We start from the raw sequence: 16016 nt of genomic DNA, 5'->3' as shown, positions 1-16016 counted from the left end.
TCCTTCTAAGGGCAGTGGCACCCTGGCTGGGCATATCAACAGGGCAAATTCGGTACGTTGCACATCTGTTGTCTATATCGACACTGCGGCCCGACTACTTGAGTCAATCGTCAAGAAAAACTCCCAAGCCGTTATGGTCATTAGCTTTCTCACAAACGGGAGCAGGCAATCTTCTTGGCAGAAACACCAAAGGGCATCGACAGGATGCCCTTGGTGCAATGCAACACTTATGCGCGTTCTTCAAGTGGCTCGCTGCGGCGCTTGCTGCTCAGGCGCGGGAACAACATCGGCACCTGTTGACGATAAGCCTGGTACTGCGGATGCGCCTCGCACAGGTCGCGCTCTTCCAACTGGATCGCCGAGAGGATGTAGACCGTGATCATCAGCGCGAACAGCACATGGGCCATGCCCATGTCGGGCGTCGCCCAGAAAGCAAAGAGCCAGCCGACGTACAGCGGATGACGGACGATGCGGTAGAGCGCCGGCGTCTTGAACGGCAGCGTGGCGTAGGGCTGCCGAGCAGTTGCAGCCAAACCTGGCGCAAACCGAACAGGTCGAAGTGGTTGAGCAAGAAGGTGCTGTAGAGCACCAACAACTGGCGCACCTCGGCGGCGACGTCCACCATCAGAACCTGCATGCCCTCTTGCATAGCCGCCTACAGCATAGTCAGGTGCGCGCCAATGGTTCAGCGCACCTGGAAGCGTTGCTCGGCCAGTTTGCGGTCGCCTTGGAACACCAGGAAGTGCCACTCGCCCGCCACCACTTCATGCGGTTCGGAGAACTCGAATGCCATGACATCCTGCGGCGCTCCTGGCACCAGCGTCTGCGTGACCACGAACTTGTCATGCCGCGCGCCGTCGGCGGTCACCACACCCGGGGTCAGATAGAGCAGCGTCAGCGGCGTGTCGTTGGCCACTTTGCCGACCAGGTTGTAGCGCATGCCGAACTTGGTGCCGAGCTTGGCCGGAATTACCTCGCTGCGCTCGATGGCCTGGTTGATGCGGGTCAGCACCCGCTCGCCCGGTTTGAAATCCTCATACTGGCTGCTGAAAACGCCGTATTCCACCGGTCCTTCGACACGCACTTCGGCATGCGTCAGACCAGCCATCAGCAGAAGTGCCGCCAGTGCACTGAAACGGGTGTATTGCATATCGCGCTCCTTGTTTGGGATGGCGCGAGCCTATGACACCCTCGTGACAGATGAATGACAGCCTTACTTCGCCAGCTCGGCCTGTACCTTGCGCGGTAGCACGCTGAGGAAGTTGTCGCGCGCGACCTTGTGCGCCACGTCCTCCGGCAACGCATCGAGGAACGGCTCGAAACCGCTCATGTACTCGCCCATGCTATCGAAACGACCGACCACGTCGGAGCCGAGCATAAAGCGCGCCGGGTAACTGCTGACCAGGTGCAGCCACTCGGCATTCGGCTTGCCCTGCTCATCCAGCAGGTAGGGCCGCAGCATGGTCCAGGACAAGTCGATATACAGGTTGGGATATTCCTCGAGCATGCGTTGCAGGGTCGCCAGGAGGAAATCCAGTTTCTCCTGATGGCGATGGATTTCCATGCTGGTACCGGCATGCGCCCAGATGAAGCGCACGTGCGGATGATTGCGCAGCGGGTCTTCGAGCTCCTGCAAGTACAGCGGGTTGCGCTCGCGCTTGGAGGTGATGTTGGAGTGCAGCATGACCGGCAAATCGTATTCGGCGGCCAGGTGATAGACCCGCGCCAACGCTTCATTGTTGGCCCTCGGCACCTCGCCATGAATCAACGCGCTGAGGTCGTCATGGCGGGTGAAGACCTCGCCAATGCCCTGCCACAACCCCGGGTCGAGTTCGAGCATGCGGCGGATATGCGCATCGGCGTTTTTGTCGTTGGGGTTGAACCCCGACAGAAACGGGTGAAAGCGTTGTCGCTGTGCGGCCGGCAACTGCTTGTAGGCATGCGCGATCAGGGTGTCGGTGGCGCTGTACCAGTAGGCGTTGGCGTCATCGCCGGCGTAATAGCGCGGCCGCTTGGGTTCGTCCTCGTGCCATTTCTTCGCCACCGGAATACCGGAGAACATCACGTGATCGACCTTCGACTCGGCCATGCGCTTGAGCAAGACATCCATGCCGGCGCTTTCTTGGAAAAAATCGACGTAATGCAGGTGAGCATCGCTGTAGCGATAATCGCGGGCGCTGGCGTTGCCGGCAGCCAAACCGATAAACAGTGCAAAACTCAAACGAAGCACACGCAAGGGACGTCCTCCTGACAGTTCGAGCAGCATAGACTCTGTAAGCGTGGCGCAAGTTCAGCACCCCGCGCAGCGCAACAAGCCCCCCGCGCGCCAAGGCGCTCGAAGCGACAGGCACCATAAAAGCCCCCACGGACCGCGCAAGCACCAGCTTGGAACGTCTGTGCGCGGTTATTTCCCTGCGCCCGCCGCGTGACGCGGCGCACAGATAATGGCACTTGGCTTGCAGTGTTCCAGCCAGACCCCTGAAGGAACAAGCCATGCTCCAGTTGCTGCGTAACCCGGCCCGCAAAGCCATGGACGAAGACGCGCTTGACGCCCTGTTCAATCACCATGACCTGACCACGCGCCTGCCCGATAGCTATCGCTGGATGAGCCGCCTGAACGACTTCAGCGCCGGCCTGCAACAACGTATCCGTACCAGCCTCGGCGCCGCCGTCGGGATCGCCTCGCACGCCCCGCAATTGGCGCACATTGCAGCGGCCAACCAGGTCAGCGGGCAAGCGCTGGCACAATCCTCGGAGCTGATCGCCAGCGCCAGCGAACAGGTCACCACGACGCTGGATGTCGAACTGATCCCGGGGGCCGCCGAAGTGGCGCAGTTGTCCGCGGAAGTCGCCGCAACCCTGCATCAATGCCAGCAAAGCGGCCAGACCGTGTTGCAGCAGGTCGACGTCATCGGCGAACGCGAACAGCAACTGGACCAGGTGATCACGCAGCTGACCAGCCAGCTGGACGAGGTCAGCAAAGTGATCGGGGTGATCGCCAGCATCTCCCAGCAGACCAACCTGCTCGCCCTGAATGCCGCCATCGAAGCGGCCCGCGCCGGCGAGCATGGTCGCGGCTTTGCCGTGGTGGCCGAGGAGGTCAGACGCCTGGCCGGACACACCACCGAGGCCACCGGTCAGGTTGGCGGGATCATCGAGCGTTTTCGCGCGGGCATGCGCCAGCTCGGCGAGGCCGGCGTTGATATGCACCAGGCGGTCGCCGACGGCCGCGCCGGCATGCAACATGTCGGCGCCGGCCTCGACAGCACGCGCCAAGCCATGGACCGCCTGGACAGCCGGGTCGGACAGATCGCTGCCGGCACCGAACAGATCGGCCAGGCCGTGCGCTCGATCAATGGCGATGTGCAAAACATTGCCCAAGTGGCCGCCGAGCTGCTTGGCAAGGCCAGTCAGGTGCTGCACCACAGCCAGGCGGTTCGCGAAGACGGCGATCGCCTGCTAGCTGGGCTCGGCGATTTCCGCCTGGAAATCCACCGCGAAGTGCGCCGCGCCGTGGAGCAACTGGCGACGCAGAGCGGCTTGGCCGGCGAGATCGGCCAGGCCGAACAGCTGCTGATGCAGACGCTTAAACGCGACCCGCGCTTCGAGCTGTTCTACGTGGTCGACCGTCACGGCGTGCAGGTTTCCGAGAACCTGTTTGCCGCCGATGTCAGCCATGACGGCAGCAGCTGCCGCGGCCGCAACTGGGGCCAACGCCCATGGTTTCGGGCCGCCGCCGACAGCCTCGGCAGCCACATCACCCAGGTCTACCGCTCCTCGGCCACCGATGCTTTCTGCTTCACCGTTTCGGTGCCGATCCTCGACGAGCACGGCCGTCTGCTGCGCGTGCTGGGCGCCGATGTGCGCTTGTCGGCGCTGGTCTGAAGCAACCGGGATGGGCTAGGCTGGCTGCTCAGGTAGCACGCACTCGGCCTCAGCGCCCCGGAGTTTTCATGATCAGTATTCGCAACGAAAAAGGCCTGCTTCAGCGCATCGATATCGGCCCGCACACCCTGCACAGTGATGTCCCGGTGGAACTCGGCGGCGAGGGCTCGGCGCCCGAACCGCATGACTTATTCGACGCCGCGCTCGGCGCCTGCAAAGCCTTGACGCTGGCACTCTATGCCAAACAGAAAGGCCTGCCGCTGAGCGGTGTGGATGTCCAGGTACAGCGTGACGACAGCCAGGAGCGCCAGGGCCTGTATCGCCTGGCCGTGGAGTTGACCCTGCATGGCGCCCTGGACGAAGCACAACGCCAACAGCTGCTGCGTATCGCCGACAAATGCCCGGTGCATAAACTGCTGACCAGCAGCGAGGTGCAGGTCAGCACCCACCTCGGCGAACGTACGCCATGAGCGGCGTGCTGTTGATTCAACCTCGCGCGGAAGATATCGCGGGGCAACCGATCCTGCGGCCGCTGCCATCGGCACACTGCCGCAGCGTCGGGCCTTTTGTGTTCTTCGACCACATGCTGGAAAAGCACTACCCGCCCGGCAGCGGCATGAACATCAACCAGCACCCGCATATTGGCCTGTCCACCCTCACCTACCTGTTCGAAGGCCAGTTGCAACACAAGGACAGCCTCGGCTCGGACCAGTTGGTGCAGCCCGGCGACGTCAGTTGGATGACCGCCGGTAAAGCCGTGGCGCATGTCGAACGCACCCCGGCCGACAGCTTGAAAAGCGGCTCGCGGCTACACGGTCTGCAAGTCTGGCTGGCCCTGCCGGCCGCCGACGAGCAAGGCCCGCCGAGCTACAGCCACCACCCTGCCAGCAGCCTGCCACGCAGCGAAGCCATGGGCGTGCAGATCTGCCTGATCGCCGGCAGCGGATTCTGCCTGCAGTCGCCAGTGCCGGTGCGCTCGCCCACGCTGTACGCCGAACTCAAACTGAGCGCCGGCGCCAGCCTGCTGATCCCCGCCGAGCACCCCGAGCGGGCGTTGTACCTGATCGACGGCGAAGTCCTGCTCGACGACCAGCCACTGCCGCTACACGGGCTGACAGTGCTGCCCGAAGGTCAGGCCTTCACCCTCAGCGCCTGCGGCGGCAGCCATCTGGCGTTGATTGGTGGTACGCCCCTGGGGCCACGGCGGATGAATTGGAACTTCGTCGCCAGCGAGGCGGCGCTGATCGAGCAGGCCCGCGCACGCTGGGCGAACCGCGACTGGCCGACGGTGCCCGGAGAAACGGTGTGGATCGAACTGCCACGCTGAGAGAATTTGTTTCACTTGCAACACATCCAGCCGCCGCACTCTCGGGTATAACCTGTGGCGGCGGTAGATGTGTCAGAAACGTGGCGGATCATAGGAAGACTGCATGCCGGACCCGATGTTCGATTACGAGAGCACCTTAGAAGCGTGTGCCCGGCGCGATGAGCGCGCCTTTCAAGCACTTTACCAACAGGAGGCACCACAAATGCTGGGCCTCGCGATTACCCTGCTCGGCCGCCGTGACCAGGCGGAAGACTGCCTGCACGATGCCTTCGTGCAAATCTGGCGTAATGCCGAGCGTTTCAAGCGCTCCATCGGCAGCGGTCGCGCCTGGATACACAGCATCCTGCGTTACCGGGCACTGAACCAGTTGCGCAGCCGTGGGCGCCTGGTCGAACTGGACGACGATTTTATCGAACGCGTGGTTGACGACAGCCCGCAGGCAGCCGAATTGTTCGACCAGCAAGCCGACAAGCAGCAACTGCGGCGCTGCCTGCAAGGCTTGGAACGCCCGCGCCGGCACCCAATCCTGCTGGCGTTTTACCGCGGCCTGACCCATGACCAGATCGCTGCTCGCCTGACCACCCCACTCGGCACCATCAAGGGCCGTATCCGCGCCGGGTTGCGCGCTTTGCAGGAGTGTTTGCAAGCATGATTCCGCAACAGCCTGCCGAACGCCGTACCCTGATCGGCGAATATGTCCTGGGCCTGCTCGATGAAGCCGAAAGCGCTGAAGTCCGCCAACTGCTCGAAGACGACGAAGACGCCGCGCGCATGGCGTTGGAGTGGGAACGCCACTTCCTGGAGCTAAGCGATCAACTGCCCGCACACACCCCATCGGCCGTGCTCTGGCCGCGCATTCAGCGCAACCTGGGGCTGGGGCCGGCAGCGGCGGTCGTGCAAGAACAGACCTGGCAGACATGGTGGAACAACCTTGGCGCATGGCGCCTGACCAGTGCGGCCCTGGCGATTGCCCTGGTGGTGGCGCTGCTGCCTGGCGTCTGGCGCCCGGGTATCGAACCCAACAGCTATACCGTGGTGCTGCAAGCGCCGGGCGAAGCAGCCAAACCGGGCTGGGTCGTGCATGTCGACAGCCAAGGCGCATTGCGCCTGGAACCGCTGTTGCAAGATCAGATCCCGGCAGACCGTTCGGTACAGTTCTGGACCCTGGTCGACCCCGCCATCGGGCCACGCTCGCTGGGCCTGGTCGAACCGGGCCGGGATCTGGCGCTCACGCCCGAGCAGATCGGTGCAGTGCAAGCCGGACAACTGTTCGAGCTGACCCTGGAGCCAGTTGGCGGCTCACCGATCAACCGCCCAACCGGCAAAGTGCTGTATATCGGTCGCGCGGTGCTCGCTTCAGCCAATTGAGCAGAACCTGGCCGGCGCCCTGCCGGCCAGGCGCAAGACGGATTTGAAAAAAAAACTTCAGCGCGCGACATCCAAACCGCCACTCATGGGTATAGCTATCAGGTGTTTCGTCGAGGCACCTGCAAGGCGGCAAGCCTTGCACTGATGCTAGATGCTCAAGAGAGGATTCTTATGAACAGGTTCACCAAGCAGCTTACTGTTGCCATCAGCACGGCCACCCTTTGCCTGGGCGCCAGCGCCGTCAGCGCCGCCAACCTGTTGGCCCTGAGCGCCGACGGCCAGCTGTTCAAGGTCGACACACAAACCCTGAAAGTCAGCGCCAACATGGCGGCCAGCAGCCCCAGCCCATTACGCGGTATCGACATCCGCCCGGCCAACGGCAAGCTGTATGCCTTGGGCGCGGATAACCAGTTGTACACCGTGGATTTGGCCAGCGGCGCTGCCAGCGTTGCCGCCAAACTGAACAACAGCCTGCCGGGCAGTGGCCAGGCAGTGATCGACTTCAACCCGGTAGCGGATAAGCTGCGCCTGCTCGCGCCGGACGGCACCAGCTTCCGGGTCAATGTCGAAACCGGCGAAGTCGTGGTAGATGGCTCGGTCGCCTATGCCGCTGACGGCCCTTATGCGGGCAAGACTGCACAAGTGCTGGCCGGTGCCTACAGCAACGCGTATGCCGGCACCACGGCCACCGCGCTGTACAACGTCGACCTCGCCAGCGGCAACCTGATGCTGCAAAACCCGCCAAACGACGGCGTCCAGCAAGTGGTCGGTAAGATCGCCGAAGGCCTGAAAGCCGCCGCGCTGGATATTCAAAGCGATGGCAAAGGCGGCAACACCGCCTACCTATTGACGGGCAAAACCCTGCACACCCTCGACCTGGCCAGCGGCAAGCCAACCACCCTGGGCGATGTAGCCGGCCTGCCGGACAACATCATCGACATCGCCGTGCTACCGGCCATGTAAGCCACTCAACCGGGAAGACCTCATGTCTTCCCGGTTGGCTCAGGGCTACTGCGTGAACACCTCATCGAACAAATCGTTCATGGCTGTGAACGCCCGCTCGGCCACCACGGGGTGGTATTCGTTGCGCCCCGGCACGTTGGCTACCGGACTGGTGAACGAATGCACCGCGCCGCCGTAGCTGACCAGTTGCCAATCCGCCTTCGCCGCCTTCATTTCCGCAATAAAGCCATCGATCTGCGCCTGCGGCACAGCCGGATCGTCCGCGCCATGCAGCACTAATACTGGCGCCTTGATGTTCTGCGCATCCGCCGGGTTGGGCGTATCCAGATTGCCGTGAAACGACACAAAGCCTTTCAGATCGGCGCCGGAGCGGGCCAGTTCTAGCACCGCGCCGCCACCGAAGCAGAAACCAATCGCCCCCAGCCTGCTGGCATCCAGCGCAACCTGCGCGGTTTGTGCCTTGAGCACTTCCACGGCAGCCTGCGCACGCTTGCGCATCAACGGTCGGTCACTGCGTACCAGGGTCGCAGCGGCCTTGGCCTCATCGGCATTGGTCGGCCGCACGGCTTTGCCGTACATGTCGGCCATAAACACCACGTACTTGTCGCCGGCCGCACGCGCCGCCTTCTTCGCCGAATCCTCGGTAACCCACAGCCAATTAGGCACCATCAACAAACCTGGGCGCGCTGCGGTTACCGCATCGTCGTAGATCAGCAAGCCCTCGAACGCTTCGCCGTCAATCTCGTAAGGCACCGGCTTGACCACCACGGCGGCTTCGGCAAGGCCAACCAGGCCCATCAGCGCCAGGGGTAGAAGTGACTTTTTCATCGACCGTACTCCTGTTGAATGAATAACCCTTCAACAGTAGCGCCTACCCCGCCACAGCCAAGAAAAAAGCCCGCATCAGCGGGCTTTTTTCATTACGGCAGGTATCAGGCCGAGAGTTCGACCAGCAGCTTGTTCAGACGCTGCACATAAGCCGCAGGGTCTTTCAGGCTGTCACCGGCTGCCAGAGCGGCTTGGTCGAAGAGGATGTGCGAGAGATCGGCAAAGCGCTCTTCGTCCGGTTCACCATCGAGTTTCTCGATCAGCGGATGGCTGGGGTTGAACTCGAAAATCGGCTTGGAGTCCGGCACCTTCTGCCCGCTGGCTTCGAGGATCTGGCGCATCTGCAGGCCCAGGTCCTGCTCGCCAATCGCCAGAATCGCCGGCGAATCGGTCAGGCGATGCGACACCCGTACCTCGGCCACCTGCTCGCCCAGCGCGGCTTTCAGGCGCTCGAACCTTCTTTGGCCTTGGCGACTTCTTCCTGGGCCTTCTTGTCTTCTTCCGAATCCAGCTTGCCGAGGTCCAGGTCGCCGCGAGCGACGTCGACGAACTGCTTGCCGTCGAACTCGGTCAGGTAGCTCATCAGCCACTCGTCGATACGGTCGGTGAGCAGCAGCACTTCGATACCTTTCTTACGGAACACTTCCAGGTGCGGGCTGTTCTTCACCTGGGCATAGGTTTCGCCGGTCAGGTAGTAGACCTTATCCTGGCCCTCTTGCATGCGGGCGATGTAATCGGCCAGGCCAACCGTCTGCTCGCCCGCGTCGCTGCCGGTAGAGGCAAAGCGCAACAAGCCGGCGATCTTTTCCTTGTTGGCGAAGTCTTCCGCCGGGCCTTCTTTGAGCACCTGGCCGAAGTTCTTCCAGAAGCCCTGGTATTGCTCGGGCTCGTTCTTCGCCAGTTTTTCCAGCATGTCCAGCACGCGCTTGGTTAGCGCCGACTTCATCGAGTCGATGATCGGGTCTTTCTGCAGGATCTCGCGGGAGACGTTCAGCGACAGGTCGTTGGAGTCAACTACACCCTTGATAAAGCGCAGGTACAGCGGCAGGAAGGATTCGGCCTGGTCCATCACGAACACGCGCTGCACATAAAGCTTCAGGCCACGCGGCGCTTCGCGCTGATACAGATCGAACGGCGCGCGGGCCGGGGTGTACAGCAGCGAGGTGTATTCCAGCTTGCCTTCGACCTTGTTGTGGCTCCAGCTCAGCGGGTTCTCGAAATCGTGACCGATGTGCTTGTAGAACTCCTGGTATTCCTCGTCCTTGATCTCGGTACGCGCACGGGTCCACAGGGCGCTGGCACGGTTGACGGTTTCCCACTCGACTTCTGTTGGCTTGTCCTTCTCTTCGCCGTGGAATTCCTTCGGCAGCTCGATCGGCAAGGCGATATGGTCGGAGTACTTCTTGATGATAGTGCGCAGGCGCCAGCCGTCGGCGAACTCGTCTTCGGCGGCTTTCAGGTGCAGCACGATGCGGGTGCCGCGCTCGGCTTTGTCGACAGTGGCGACTTCGAACTCGCCCTCGCCTTTGCTCGACCAGTGCACCCCTTCGCTGGCCGGACTACCGGCGCGACGGCTGTAGACATCCACTTGGTCGGCGACGATAAAGGCCGAGTAGAAACCCACGCCGAACTGGCCGATCAGGTGCGAGTCCTTCTTCTGGTCGCCGGTCAGGTGCTTCATGAAATCGGCGGTGCCGGATTTGGCGATGGTGCCCAGATGGGTAATCGCATCCTCGCGGCTCATGCCGATGCCGTTGTCTTCGAGGGTGACGGTCCTGGCTGCTTTATCGAAGCTGACGCGGATCTTCAGCTCAGCGCCGCCTTCGAGCAGCTCAGGCTTGGCCAGCGCCTCGAAACGCAGTTTGTCGGTGGCATCGGAGGCGTTGGAAATCAGCTCACGAAGGAAGATTTCCTTGTTCGAATACAGCGAATGGATCATCAGGTGCAGCAGTTGCTTCACCTCGGTCTGGAAGCCCAGGGTTTCTTTTTGAGTTTCCACACTCATGCTCTCTTACTCCACATGGTTGACTAAGCCGCAGCGCGACGGATGTCATACAGGTGGGGGCAATCAGTGGGATTTCAAGTAGTTGCTGGCAACTCAAGCGCGCTCAGGGCTCCAGTAGCTCGATTTTGCTGACTTCCTCAGGCCGCAGGGTGTAGCTGACCATGCCCTGCCCGCTCATCCGTTGGCGCAGGATGATGCGGCCCTCGGGGTCGATCCCCTGGAAACGCCCTTCGGCGCTGCTGCCCCGCTCGGTCGACACGCGCATGCTCAGATTTTGATAGCGGCTGGGGCTGCGCAGCAAACCTTCCAGGCTGAAGCGCAGACGCCGATCCAGCGGACGGCTCTGCCGCTCGCTGCTCTCTGCACTGGCCGTGGCGGCGACTGGCGACCCCGCCAGCGGTACGCTGGGCACGGCGGCCAATGCCGGGAAACGGTCCGCGTGCACCGTCCAGCCCCGTGCATCGCTCTTCTCCAAGAGGATCGGCAGGCGCTGCAACTGACCATTGATGCGCGCCTGGACCTGCACGTCCAGGCTCTCGGCCGGCAGCGCCAACACCGGCAGTTCGCTGAGTTGCACCGCGCGGGTGGCGAAACGCCGCTGCAAATAGTCTTCGATGACATGGGCCACGGTATCGGGCGAATCGACATGCCGATCAACCCGGCCATCGCGGTAACGCAGGCCATCGCTGAACAGCTCGACCTTGCCGCTCAGGGTGGTCTTGAATTGCGGCGGCAGTACCAGGTGAAAATCGCCGACCAGCTTGTTCGGTGCCAGCGGCTGCAAGTTCAGGTGCAGGGTGTAACCGTGGCTCAAGCGCCGCGCCTCGGGCAATTCCTGCTCGGGCAGCAACCAACTGACTTCGACCTCGGGCAACGGCTGCGCATCGCCGGGCAGGACATCCAGCCGCAGCGCCCCGCTCACCGGCTGCGGCAGGCGGATCACGACCTCGCGCCGGGCAAAGAAATCCTGCCCTTCGCGCAGGCTGAGCACTCCGTCAATCAGCTCGCCTTGTTGCGGCGCAAACGGCTGGCCATTCAGCTCGCCGTGCAACTCGATGGCCAACTCCGCCGGCGCCTGCACCTCGGGTTTCAGCCACTGCAGGCTGAGAATGGCCGCCAGGCGTTGCGAGTCCTGGCTGGCGAGCAAGGTCAAACCGACAATCAGCGGAATAAAACCCAAGGCACTGAGGCCCACCGCCTGGCGCGCGGAGCGCCAATGGCGCAGCACATAGAACAACGTCAAGGGCGGTAACAGGCTGGCGCAGCCCCACAGCAGGCTGGTACTGAAAGCCCGCATGACCAACCAGACCAAGCCGGCGAGAATCAGCAGCAAGCCACCGAGGATCAGCAACGCATCCATTCACAGTTCCTTAATACGTAGGCCGAGGCTTAAGGCTCGTCGACCTTGAAGTGCGCACGGGCCGTGGCAATCGGCTCGGTTTGCTTGGTTTGCCAGGCCGTGATGGCCACGTTGGCGACGCGGCGACCTTGCCGCCACACCTGGCACTGGGCATAGGTGTCACGATAATGACCGGCGCGCAGGTAATCTATCGAGAAGTCGATGATTTTCGGCAAATGTGGGGTGCCCATGAACATCAATAGATGCAGCATGGCGGCATGCTCCATGAAACCGGCGATCACCCCGCCATGAATCGCCGGCAGGATCGGATTACCGATACTGTCTTTGTTCGCTGGCAGGCGAAAAACCATGTCGTCGCCCAGCCGTAGGCATTCGATACCGAGCAGCTTGGCGTAGGGAATCAGGCTGATCAGTGAATCGTAGTCGTTCTTTTCGTGGGCCTCGCGGACCAACTGGTTGAGGTTCAGGCCGCTCATGCGCCACCGCCTTGAATATCGTGCTTGAGACCTTTATCGCCCTGAGCGCCCTTGCCCATGCGCATAAAGGCACCGACGACATGGGCGATCGGTTGCGCCGGATCGTCCTGGTAGGCGTAACCGCGGGTGAAGATGATATTGGGGGTAACCCGGTAGCATTCGGCGAAACCGAACACGTCTTTGTGCGGCTCGGCCGGGTGCATGTAGTCGATGCGCAGATCGAGCGTTGGGCAAATCTCGAACTCAGGCAGCACGCATACCGTGGAAATACCGCAGGTGGTGTCCATCAAGGTGGTGATCGCCCCGCCGTGAATCACCCCGGTTTGCGGGTTACCGATGATGTGCTGGCTGTAGGGCAAACGCAGGGTCAAGCCCTGCGGATCGGCACTGTGGACCTGCATACCGAGCACCTGACAATGGCGCAAGGCCGTCAAAAAGCGCTGCGCCCGCTCATACATGAGGGTTTCACTCATCGATTCAGTCCCATGACAACTGCACAAAGGGCGCGCATCATAGCGTTTCGCAGCTCAAGCAGCACATCGCAGCGGCTGCGTCTTGAATACTTTCGAGCAATTCGCAGGGAACTTCGTCGAATTGACAGTGCTCAAAGAGCCATGCTTGGGGAAACCCAGCAATAACGACATCTACAAGGAGTATTGACCGTGCAAAAACCATTTACTTATGCCCTGCTTCTCGCTGCTGTAGTAGGCCTTGCGGCTTGCGAGAAAACCCCGGAAGACAAAATGGAATCCGCTAAGGAGTCTATTTCGGAAGCTGCCGAGTCCATGGGTGACGCTGCTGAAGATGCGGGTGATGCTATCGAGCAGAAAGCCGATGAAGTGATGGGTACCGAACCTACCACCGGCGAGAAAATTGAAGACGCTGCGGACGATGCCGCAGACGCCGTCGAAGACGCGGGTGATGAAGTAAAAGATGCTGTTGAAGGTCAGTAACCGTCTCGCTTGAATAACAAGGCCCGCAGCATGCGGGCCTTGTTGTTTGTGCCGTGCTTACATCGCAGGCGTGAGCATCAACAACAGACTGCACAGCAACCCCACCACCCACACCAGACTGCGCTGCCAATGCAGATCGGCCCAATAGCACAGCAGATACAGCACCCGCGCGATCACGAAGGTCACGGCGAGCACATCCACCAGCACGCCGTGCGTTTGCGTGACATGGGCCATCAACACGCCCACGGCAAACAACGGGAACGCTTCGAAACTGTTCAAGTGAGCGGCCAAGGCTCGCGCGCCGAACCCCGTCAGCCGGGCCTGTTGAGCACGCGGATGATGGTTGTCGTAATGCCCATCACCCTCCTTCGCCATGGCCTTGGCCACAGGAGCCTTGGCGATAAAAATCAATACTGCGCTGATCAAGATGCACCAAAACGGCAAGCTCATTCGTGTTTCTCCTTGCTCGGCTCAAACGCCGGAGTCTGGGTGTAGACCATCACTTCCAACACGTCGGAATGAAACTCGCGGCGGTACAACACCAATACAACACCTGCGCTGACCAGCATGAAAAACCATGGATTGATAAACCAGGCCAGCGTCGACATGCCGAAGTAATACGCGCGCAAACCCTGGTTGAACTGGTTGGCGGCCATCGAGATCACCCGCGCGGTGCGTTCTGCAAAAGCCTTGCGCTCCTGTTCGGTGACATGCCGCTCGCCAATCATCGGTGCCGAGCCCACCAGTACCGCGGCGAAGTTGTACTGACGCATGCACCAGCTGAAGGTGAAGAAGGCGTAGACGAACACCACCCCCAGGCACAGCAGCTTGACCTCAGACATCTCGCGACTGGCGGCCTGCACGAATGGCAGATCAGCCAGCAGCGATACCGCGCGATCGGACGCGCCAAGCACGGTGAGAATACCGGCGAGGATAATCAGGGTGCTGGAGGCGAAGAAGGACGCATTGCGCTCCAGGTTGCCGATCACATTGGCGTCGGCGATGCGGTTGTCGCGCAGCAACATACGGCGCATCCAGTCCTCGCGATACAGGTGCAGCACGCTGGCCAGGCACGGCGTGGTGCGCCCCTTGGCTTGCGCATAACGGGTGTAGCCTCCCCAACAGATCACGAACCAGATAACGGCAAGCAGGTGCGGCAGGTAATAGTCACTGATCGGCATGGAGACTCCTTGTTAGCCTGCGCCGATTATAGCCAGGCCTGGCTTTCAGCTGGCCAACAAAAAGGCCGCTCAGTGAGCGGCCTGGGGTAAACAACAGAACTTAGGCTGCGGCGGTTTTCGGCGCACCCAGCACGCGGTCCACCACAACAGCCAGGACCAAGGTCAGCAGCACAGGCAACAACCAGCCGAGGCTCTGGTCCGCCAATGGCAATTGGCTGAAGAAGCTCGGGATCAGGGCCTTGCCACCAGCTGCGGCAATCCCGTCAACCAGACCAAACACCAGGGTCACGGCCATCACCGGGCGGAATACTCGCGCTGACGAACACCATAGATAATCCAGCAGACTCAGCGCCACCAGTACGATGGCCAGCGGGTACAAACCGATCAGTACCGGAATCGAGAAGCTGATCAACTGGGTCAGCCCCTGGTTGGCGACCAGCAGGCTGAACAGACCGAAGGTGATCACCACCGCGCGGTAGGAAACCGGCAACAAGCTGCTGAAGAACTCACCGCAAGCGGTCAACAGACCCACAGCCGTGGTCAGGCAGGCCAGGGTAATCACCACGGCCAGTAGCAGGCTGCCGGCAGTGCCGAAGGTATGCTGCACATAGGCGGTAAGAATCTGCACGCCATTCTGCGCTTCACCAGCAATCCCCTGGCTGGTTGCACCGAGGTAGAACAGCGCCAGATAAACCAACGACAAGCCAACCGCAGCGATCAGGCCGGCAATTACCGAGTAACGGGTAATCAGCTTGCCATCGGTCACGCCATGGTCACGAATCGCTGTGGCAATCACGATGCCAAACACCAGCGCGCCGAGGGTATCCATGGTCAGGTAGCCCTGCAAGAAACCCTGCACAAATGGCGCGCTCTGGTAATCCGGCGAAACCTGGCCGATCTCGCCTGCCGGAACCAGCAGCGCAGCGCCGCCCAATACCAACAGCGCCGCCAACAGCACCGGGGTGATGTACTTGCCAATGCGGTCCACCAGTTGCCCAGGATTGAGGGACAGGAATAGCACTGCGGCAAAGTAGGCCAGGGTGTAAAGCAGCAACGCCGCGCTGCTGTTTCCGCTGAACGGCGCCACACCCATTTCGAACGACACCACTGCGGTGCGCGGCGTGGCAAATAGCGGGCCGATGGCCAGGTAAACCGCGACCGCAAACAGCACGCCGGCGCGCTTGCCCAGCGGCGCGGTGAGCAGCGCCATGCCACCACCCACGCGCGCCAGGGCGACGATGGTCAACAACGGCAAGCCAACGCCCGTAAGCAGAAAGCCCAACGCCGCCAGGCCGATGTTTTCACCCGCCGCCATACCGGCGCTGGGCGGAAAAATGATGTTGCCGGCGCCGAGAAACAGCGCAAACGTCATAAAGCCGAGGGCCAGGAGATCCGAGCCTTTCAAACGAGTCATAGAAGGGAATACCACAGGCAGAAAGTTAAAAGTTCCGAGGGTTTCCCGATGGATCGGGGGAAACGTCACCCAGCCGGTTAAGCGGGGCCACTGCAGCACCCTGAGCCGCTTGTGGCGGAGCAGGCGCTAATAGTTGCAAGCCTAACGAAATTGACGCAGCAGCGGCACTGACACAGGTCAGGCTGTCGGACTGGTGAAAAAAGCTGTCGCATCGACAACAGTTCATCCCTGGCCGTGTCTAGTCCTGAAATAGGTT

General features: G+C 61.5%; 17 protein-coding genes and 2 pseudogenes. 8 read left to right on the top strand and 11 right to left on the bottom strand.

The window, feature by feature from the left end; all coding sequences use genetic code 11:
* Nucleotides 1-227 precede the first annotated feature (227 nt).
* The 3 genes from B3M58_RS09370 to B3M58_RS09360 form a co-directional block, all read right to left on the bottom strand.
* Nucleotides 228-533, bottom strand: coding sequence for a methyltransferase family protein (locus tag B3M58_RS09370; RefSeq protein ID WP_296218559.1), 306 nt, complete (start codon nt 531-533; stop codon nt 228-230).
* A gap of 152 nt (nt 534-685) precedes the next feature.
* Entirely contained in the window at nt 686-1150 is a 465-nt protein-coding gene (locus B3M58_RS09365; protein WP_296218558.1) for a DUF3859 domain-containing protein, read from the bottom strand.
* Nucleotides 1151-1213: 63 nt separating this feature from the next.
* A complete protein-coding gene (locus B3M58_RS09360; protein WP_296218557.1) occupies nt 1214-2236 on the bottom strand; it encodes an amidohydrolase family protein in 1023 nt (340 codons plus the stop codon).
* A gap of 257 nt (nt 2237-2493) precedes the next feature.
* Between B3M58_RS09360 and B3M58_RS22560 the strand changes: the two are divergent.
* From B3M58_RS22560 to B3M58_RS09330, 7 genes and pseudogenes are all read left to right on the top strand, one after another.
* Nucleotides 2494-3324 (top strand): annotated as a pseudogene (locus B3M58_RS22560) (methyl-accepting chemotaxis protein); the annotation flags it as partial.
* A gap of 252 nt (nt 3325-3576) precedes the next feature.
* On the top strand, nt 3577-3885 hold the full coding sequence (locus tag B3M58_RS22555; protein ID WP_414704069.1) for a PDC sensor domain-containing protein: 309 nt from the start codon (nt 3577-3579) through the stop codon (nt 3883-3885).
* 68 nt (nt 3886-3953) lie between these two features.
* A complete protein-coding gene (locus B3M58_RS09350; RefSeq protein ID WP_296218554.1) occupies nt 3954-4355 on the top strand; it encodes an OsmC family protein in 402 nt (133 codons plus the stop codon).
* Complete coding sequence (locus B3M58_RS09345) at nt 4352-5212, top strand: pirin family protein (RefSeq protein WP_296218553.1); 861 nt, start codon at nt 4352-4354, stop codon at nt 5210-5212. Before B3M58_RS09350 ends, B3M58_RS09345 begins: the two co-directional genes overlap by 4 nt.
* A 103-nt stretch (nt 5213-5315) precedes the next feature.
* Entirely contained in the window at nt 5316-5864 is a 549-nt protein-coding gene (locus tag B3M58_RS09340) for a sigma-70 family RNA polymerase sigma factor (RefSeq protein WP_296218551.1), read from the top strand.
* Entirely contained in the window at nt 5861-6580 is a 720-nt protein-coding gene (locus B3M58_RS09335) for an anti-sigma factor (RefSeq protein WP_296218550.1), read from the top strand. The genes B3M58_RS09340 and B3M58_RS09335 overlap by 4 nt, the downstream gene beginning before the upstream one ends.
* Before the next feature lie 171 nt (nt 6581-6751).
* On the top strand, nt 6752-7543 hold the full coding sequence (locus B3M58_RS09330; RefSeq protein ID WP_296218548.1) for a DUF4394 domain-containing protein: 792 nt from the start codon (nt 6752-6754) through the stop codon (nt 7541-7543).
* Between the two features lie 45 nt (nt 7544-7588).
* On the opposite strand, the gene B3M58_RS09325 is transcribed toward B3M58_RS09330, so the two are convergent.
* The 5 genes and pseudogenes from B3M58_RS09325 to B3M58_RS09305 all read right to left on the bottom strand — a co-directional run bounded on the left by B3M58_RS09325 (nt 7589) and on the right by B3M58_RS09305 (nt 12685).
* Nucleotides 7589-8371, bottom strand: coding sequence for a dienelactone hydrolase family protein (locus B3M58_RS09325; RefSeq protein WP_296218546.1), 783 nt, complete (start codon nt 8369-8371; stop codon nt 7589-7591).
* A 104-nt stretch (nt 8372-8475) separates the two neighbouring features.
* Nucleotides 8476-10376: pseudogene (gene htpG / locus B3M58_RS09320) on the bottom strand (molecular chaperone HtpG).
* A gap of 103 nt (nt 10377-10479) precedes the next feature.
* Nucleotides 10480-11736: an MFS transporter gene (locus B3M58_RS09315; RefSeq protein ID WP_296218545.1), complete on the bottom strand. Its 1257-nt coding sequence runs from the start codon at nt 11734-11736 to the stop codon at nt 10480-10482.
* A gap of 29 nt (nt 11737-11765) precedes the next feature.
* Complete coding sequence (locus tag B3M58_RS09310; protein WP_296218544.1) at nt 11766-12212, bottom strand: PaaI family thioesterase; 447 nt, start codon at nt 12210-12212, stop codon at nt 11766-11768.
* A complete protein-coding gene (locus tag B3M58_RS09305) occupies nt 12209-12685 on the bottom strand; it encodes a PaaI family thioesterase (protein WP_296218543.1) in 477 nt (158 codons plus the stop codon). Before B3M58_RS09305 ends, B3M58_RS09310 begins: the two co-directional genes overlap by 4 nt.
* Before the next feature lie 189 nt (nt 12686-12874).
* Here B3M58_RS09305 and B3M58_RS09300 point away from each other — a divergent pair, with 189 nt between their 5' ends.
* A complete protein-coding gene (locus tag B3M58_RS09300; protein WP_296218542.1) occupies nt 12875-13165 on the top strand; it encodes a hypothetical protein in 291 nt (96 codons plus the stop codon).
* A gap of 57 nt (nt 13166-13222) precedes the next feature.
* On the opposite strand, the gene B3M58_RS09295 is transcribed toward B3M58_RS09300, so the two are convergent.
* The 3 genes from B3M58_RS09295 to brnQ all read right to left on the bottom strand — a co-directional run bounded on the left by B3M58_RS09295 (nt 13223) and on the right by brnQ (nt 15760).
* Nucleotides 13223-13615 (bottom strand): MAPEG family protein, encoded by a 393-nt coding sequence (locus B3M58_RS09295; RefSeq protein WP_296218541.1) that lies wholly within the window; start codon nt 13613-13615, stop codon nt 13223-13225.
* A complete protein-coding gene (locus B3M58_RS09290) occupies nt 13612-14346 on the bottom strand; it encodes a DUF599 domain-containing protein (RefSeq protein ID WP_296218539.1) in 735 nt (244 codons plus the stop codon). The genes B3M58_RS09295 and B3M58_RS09290 overlap by 4 nt, the downstream gene beginning before the upstream one ends.
* A gap of 100 nt (nt 14347-14446) precedes the next feature.
* Nucleotides 14447-15760 carry a branched-chain amino acid transport system II carrier protein gene (gene brnQ, locus B3M58_RS09285; protein WP_296218537.1) on the bottom strand — a complete coding sequence of 438 codons (1314 nt, stop codon included), beginning with the start codon at nt 15758-15760 and terminating at the stop codon, nt 14447-14449.
* Nucleotides 15761-16016: the final 256 nt, after the last annotated feature.

Origin of the sequence: Pseudomonas sp. UBA2684 (genome assembly GCA_002354655.1) — a bacterium.
GTDB lineage: Bacteria > Pseudomonadota > Gammaproteobacteria > Pseudomonadales > Pseudomonadaceae > Aquipseudomonas.
This window is presented reverse-complemented; position numbering and strand designations above follow the sequence as displayed.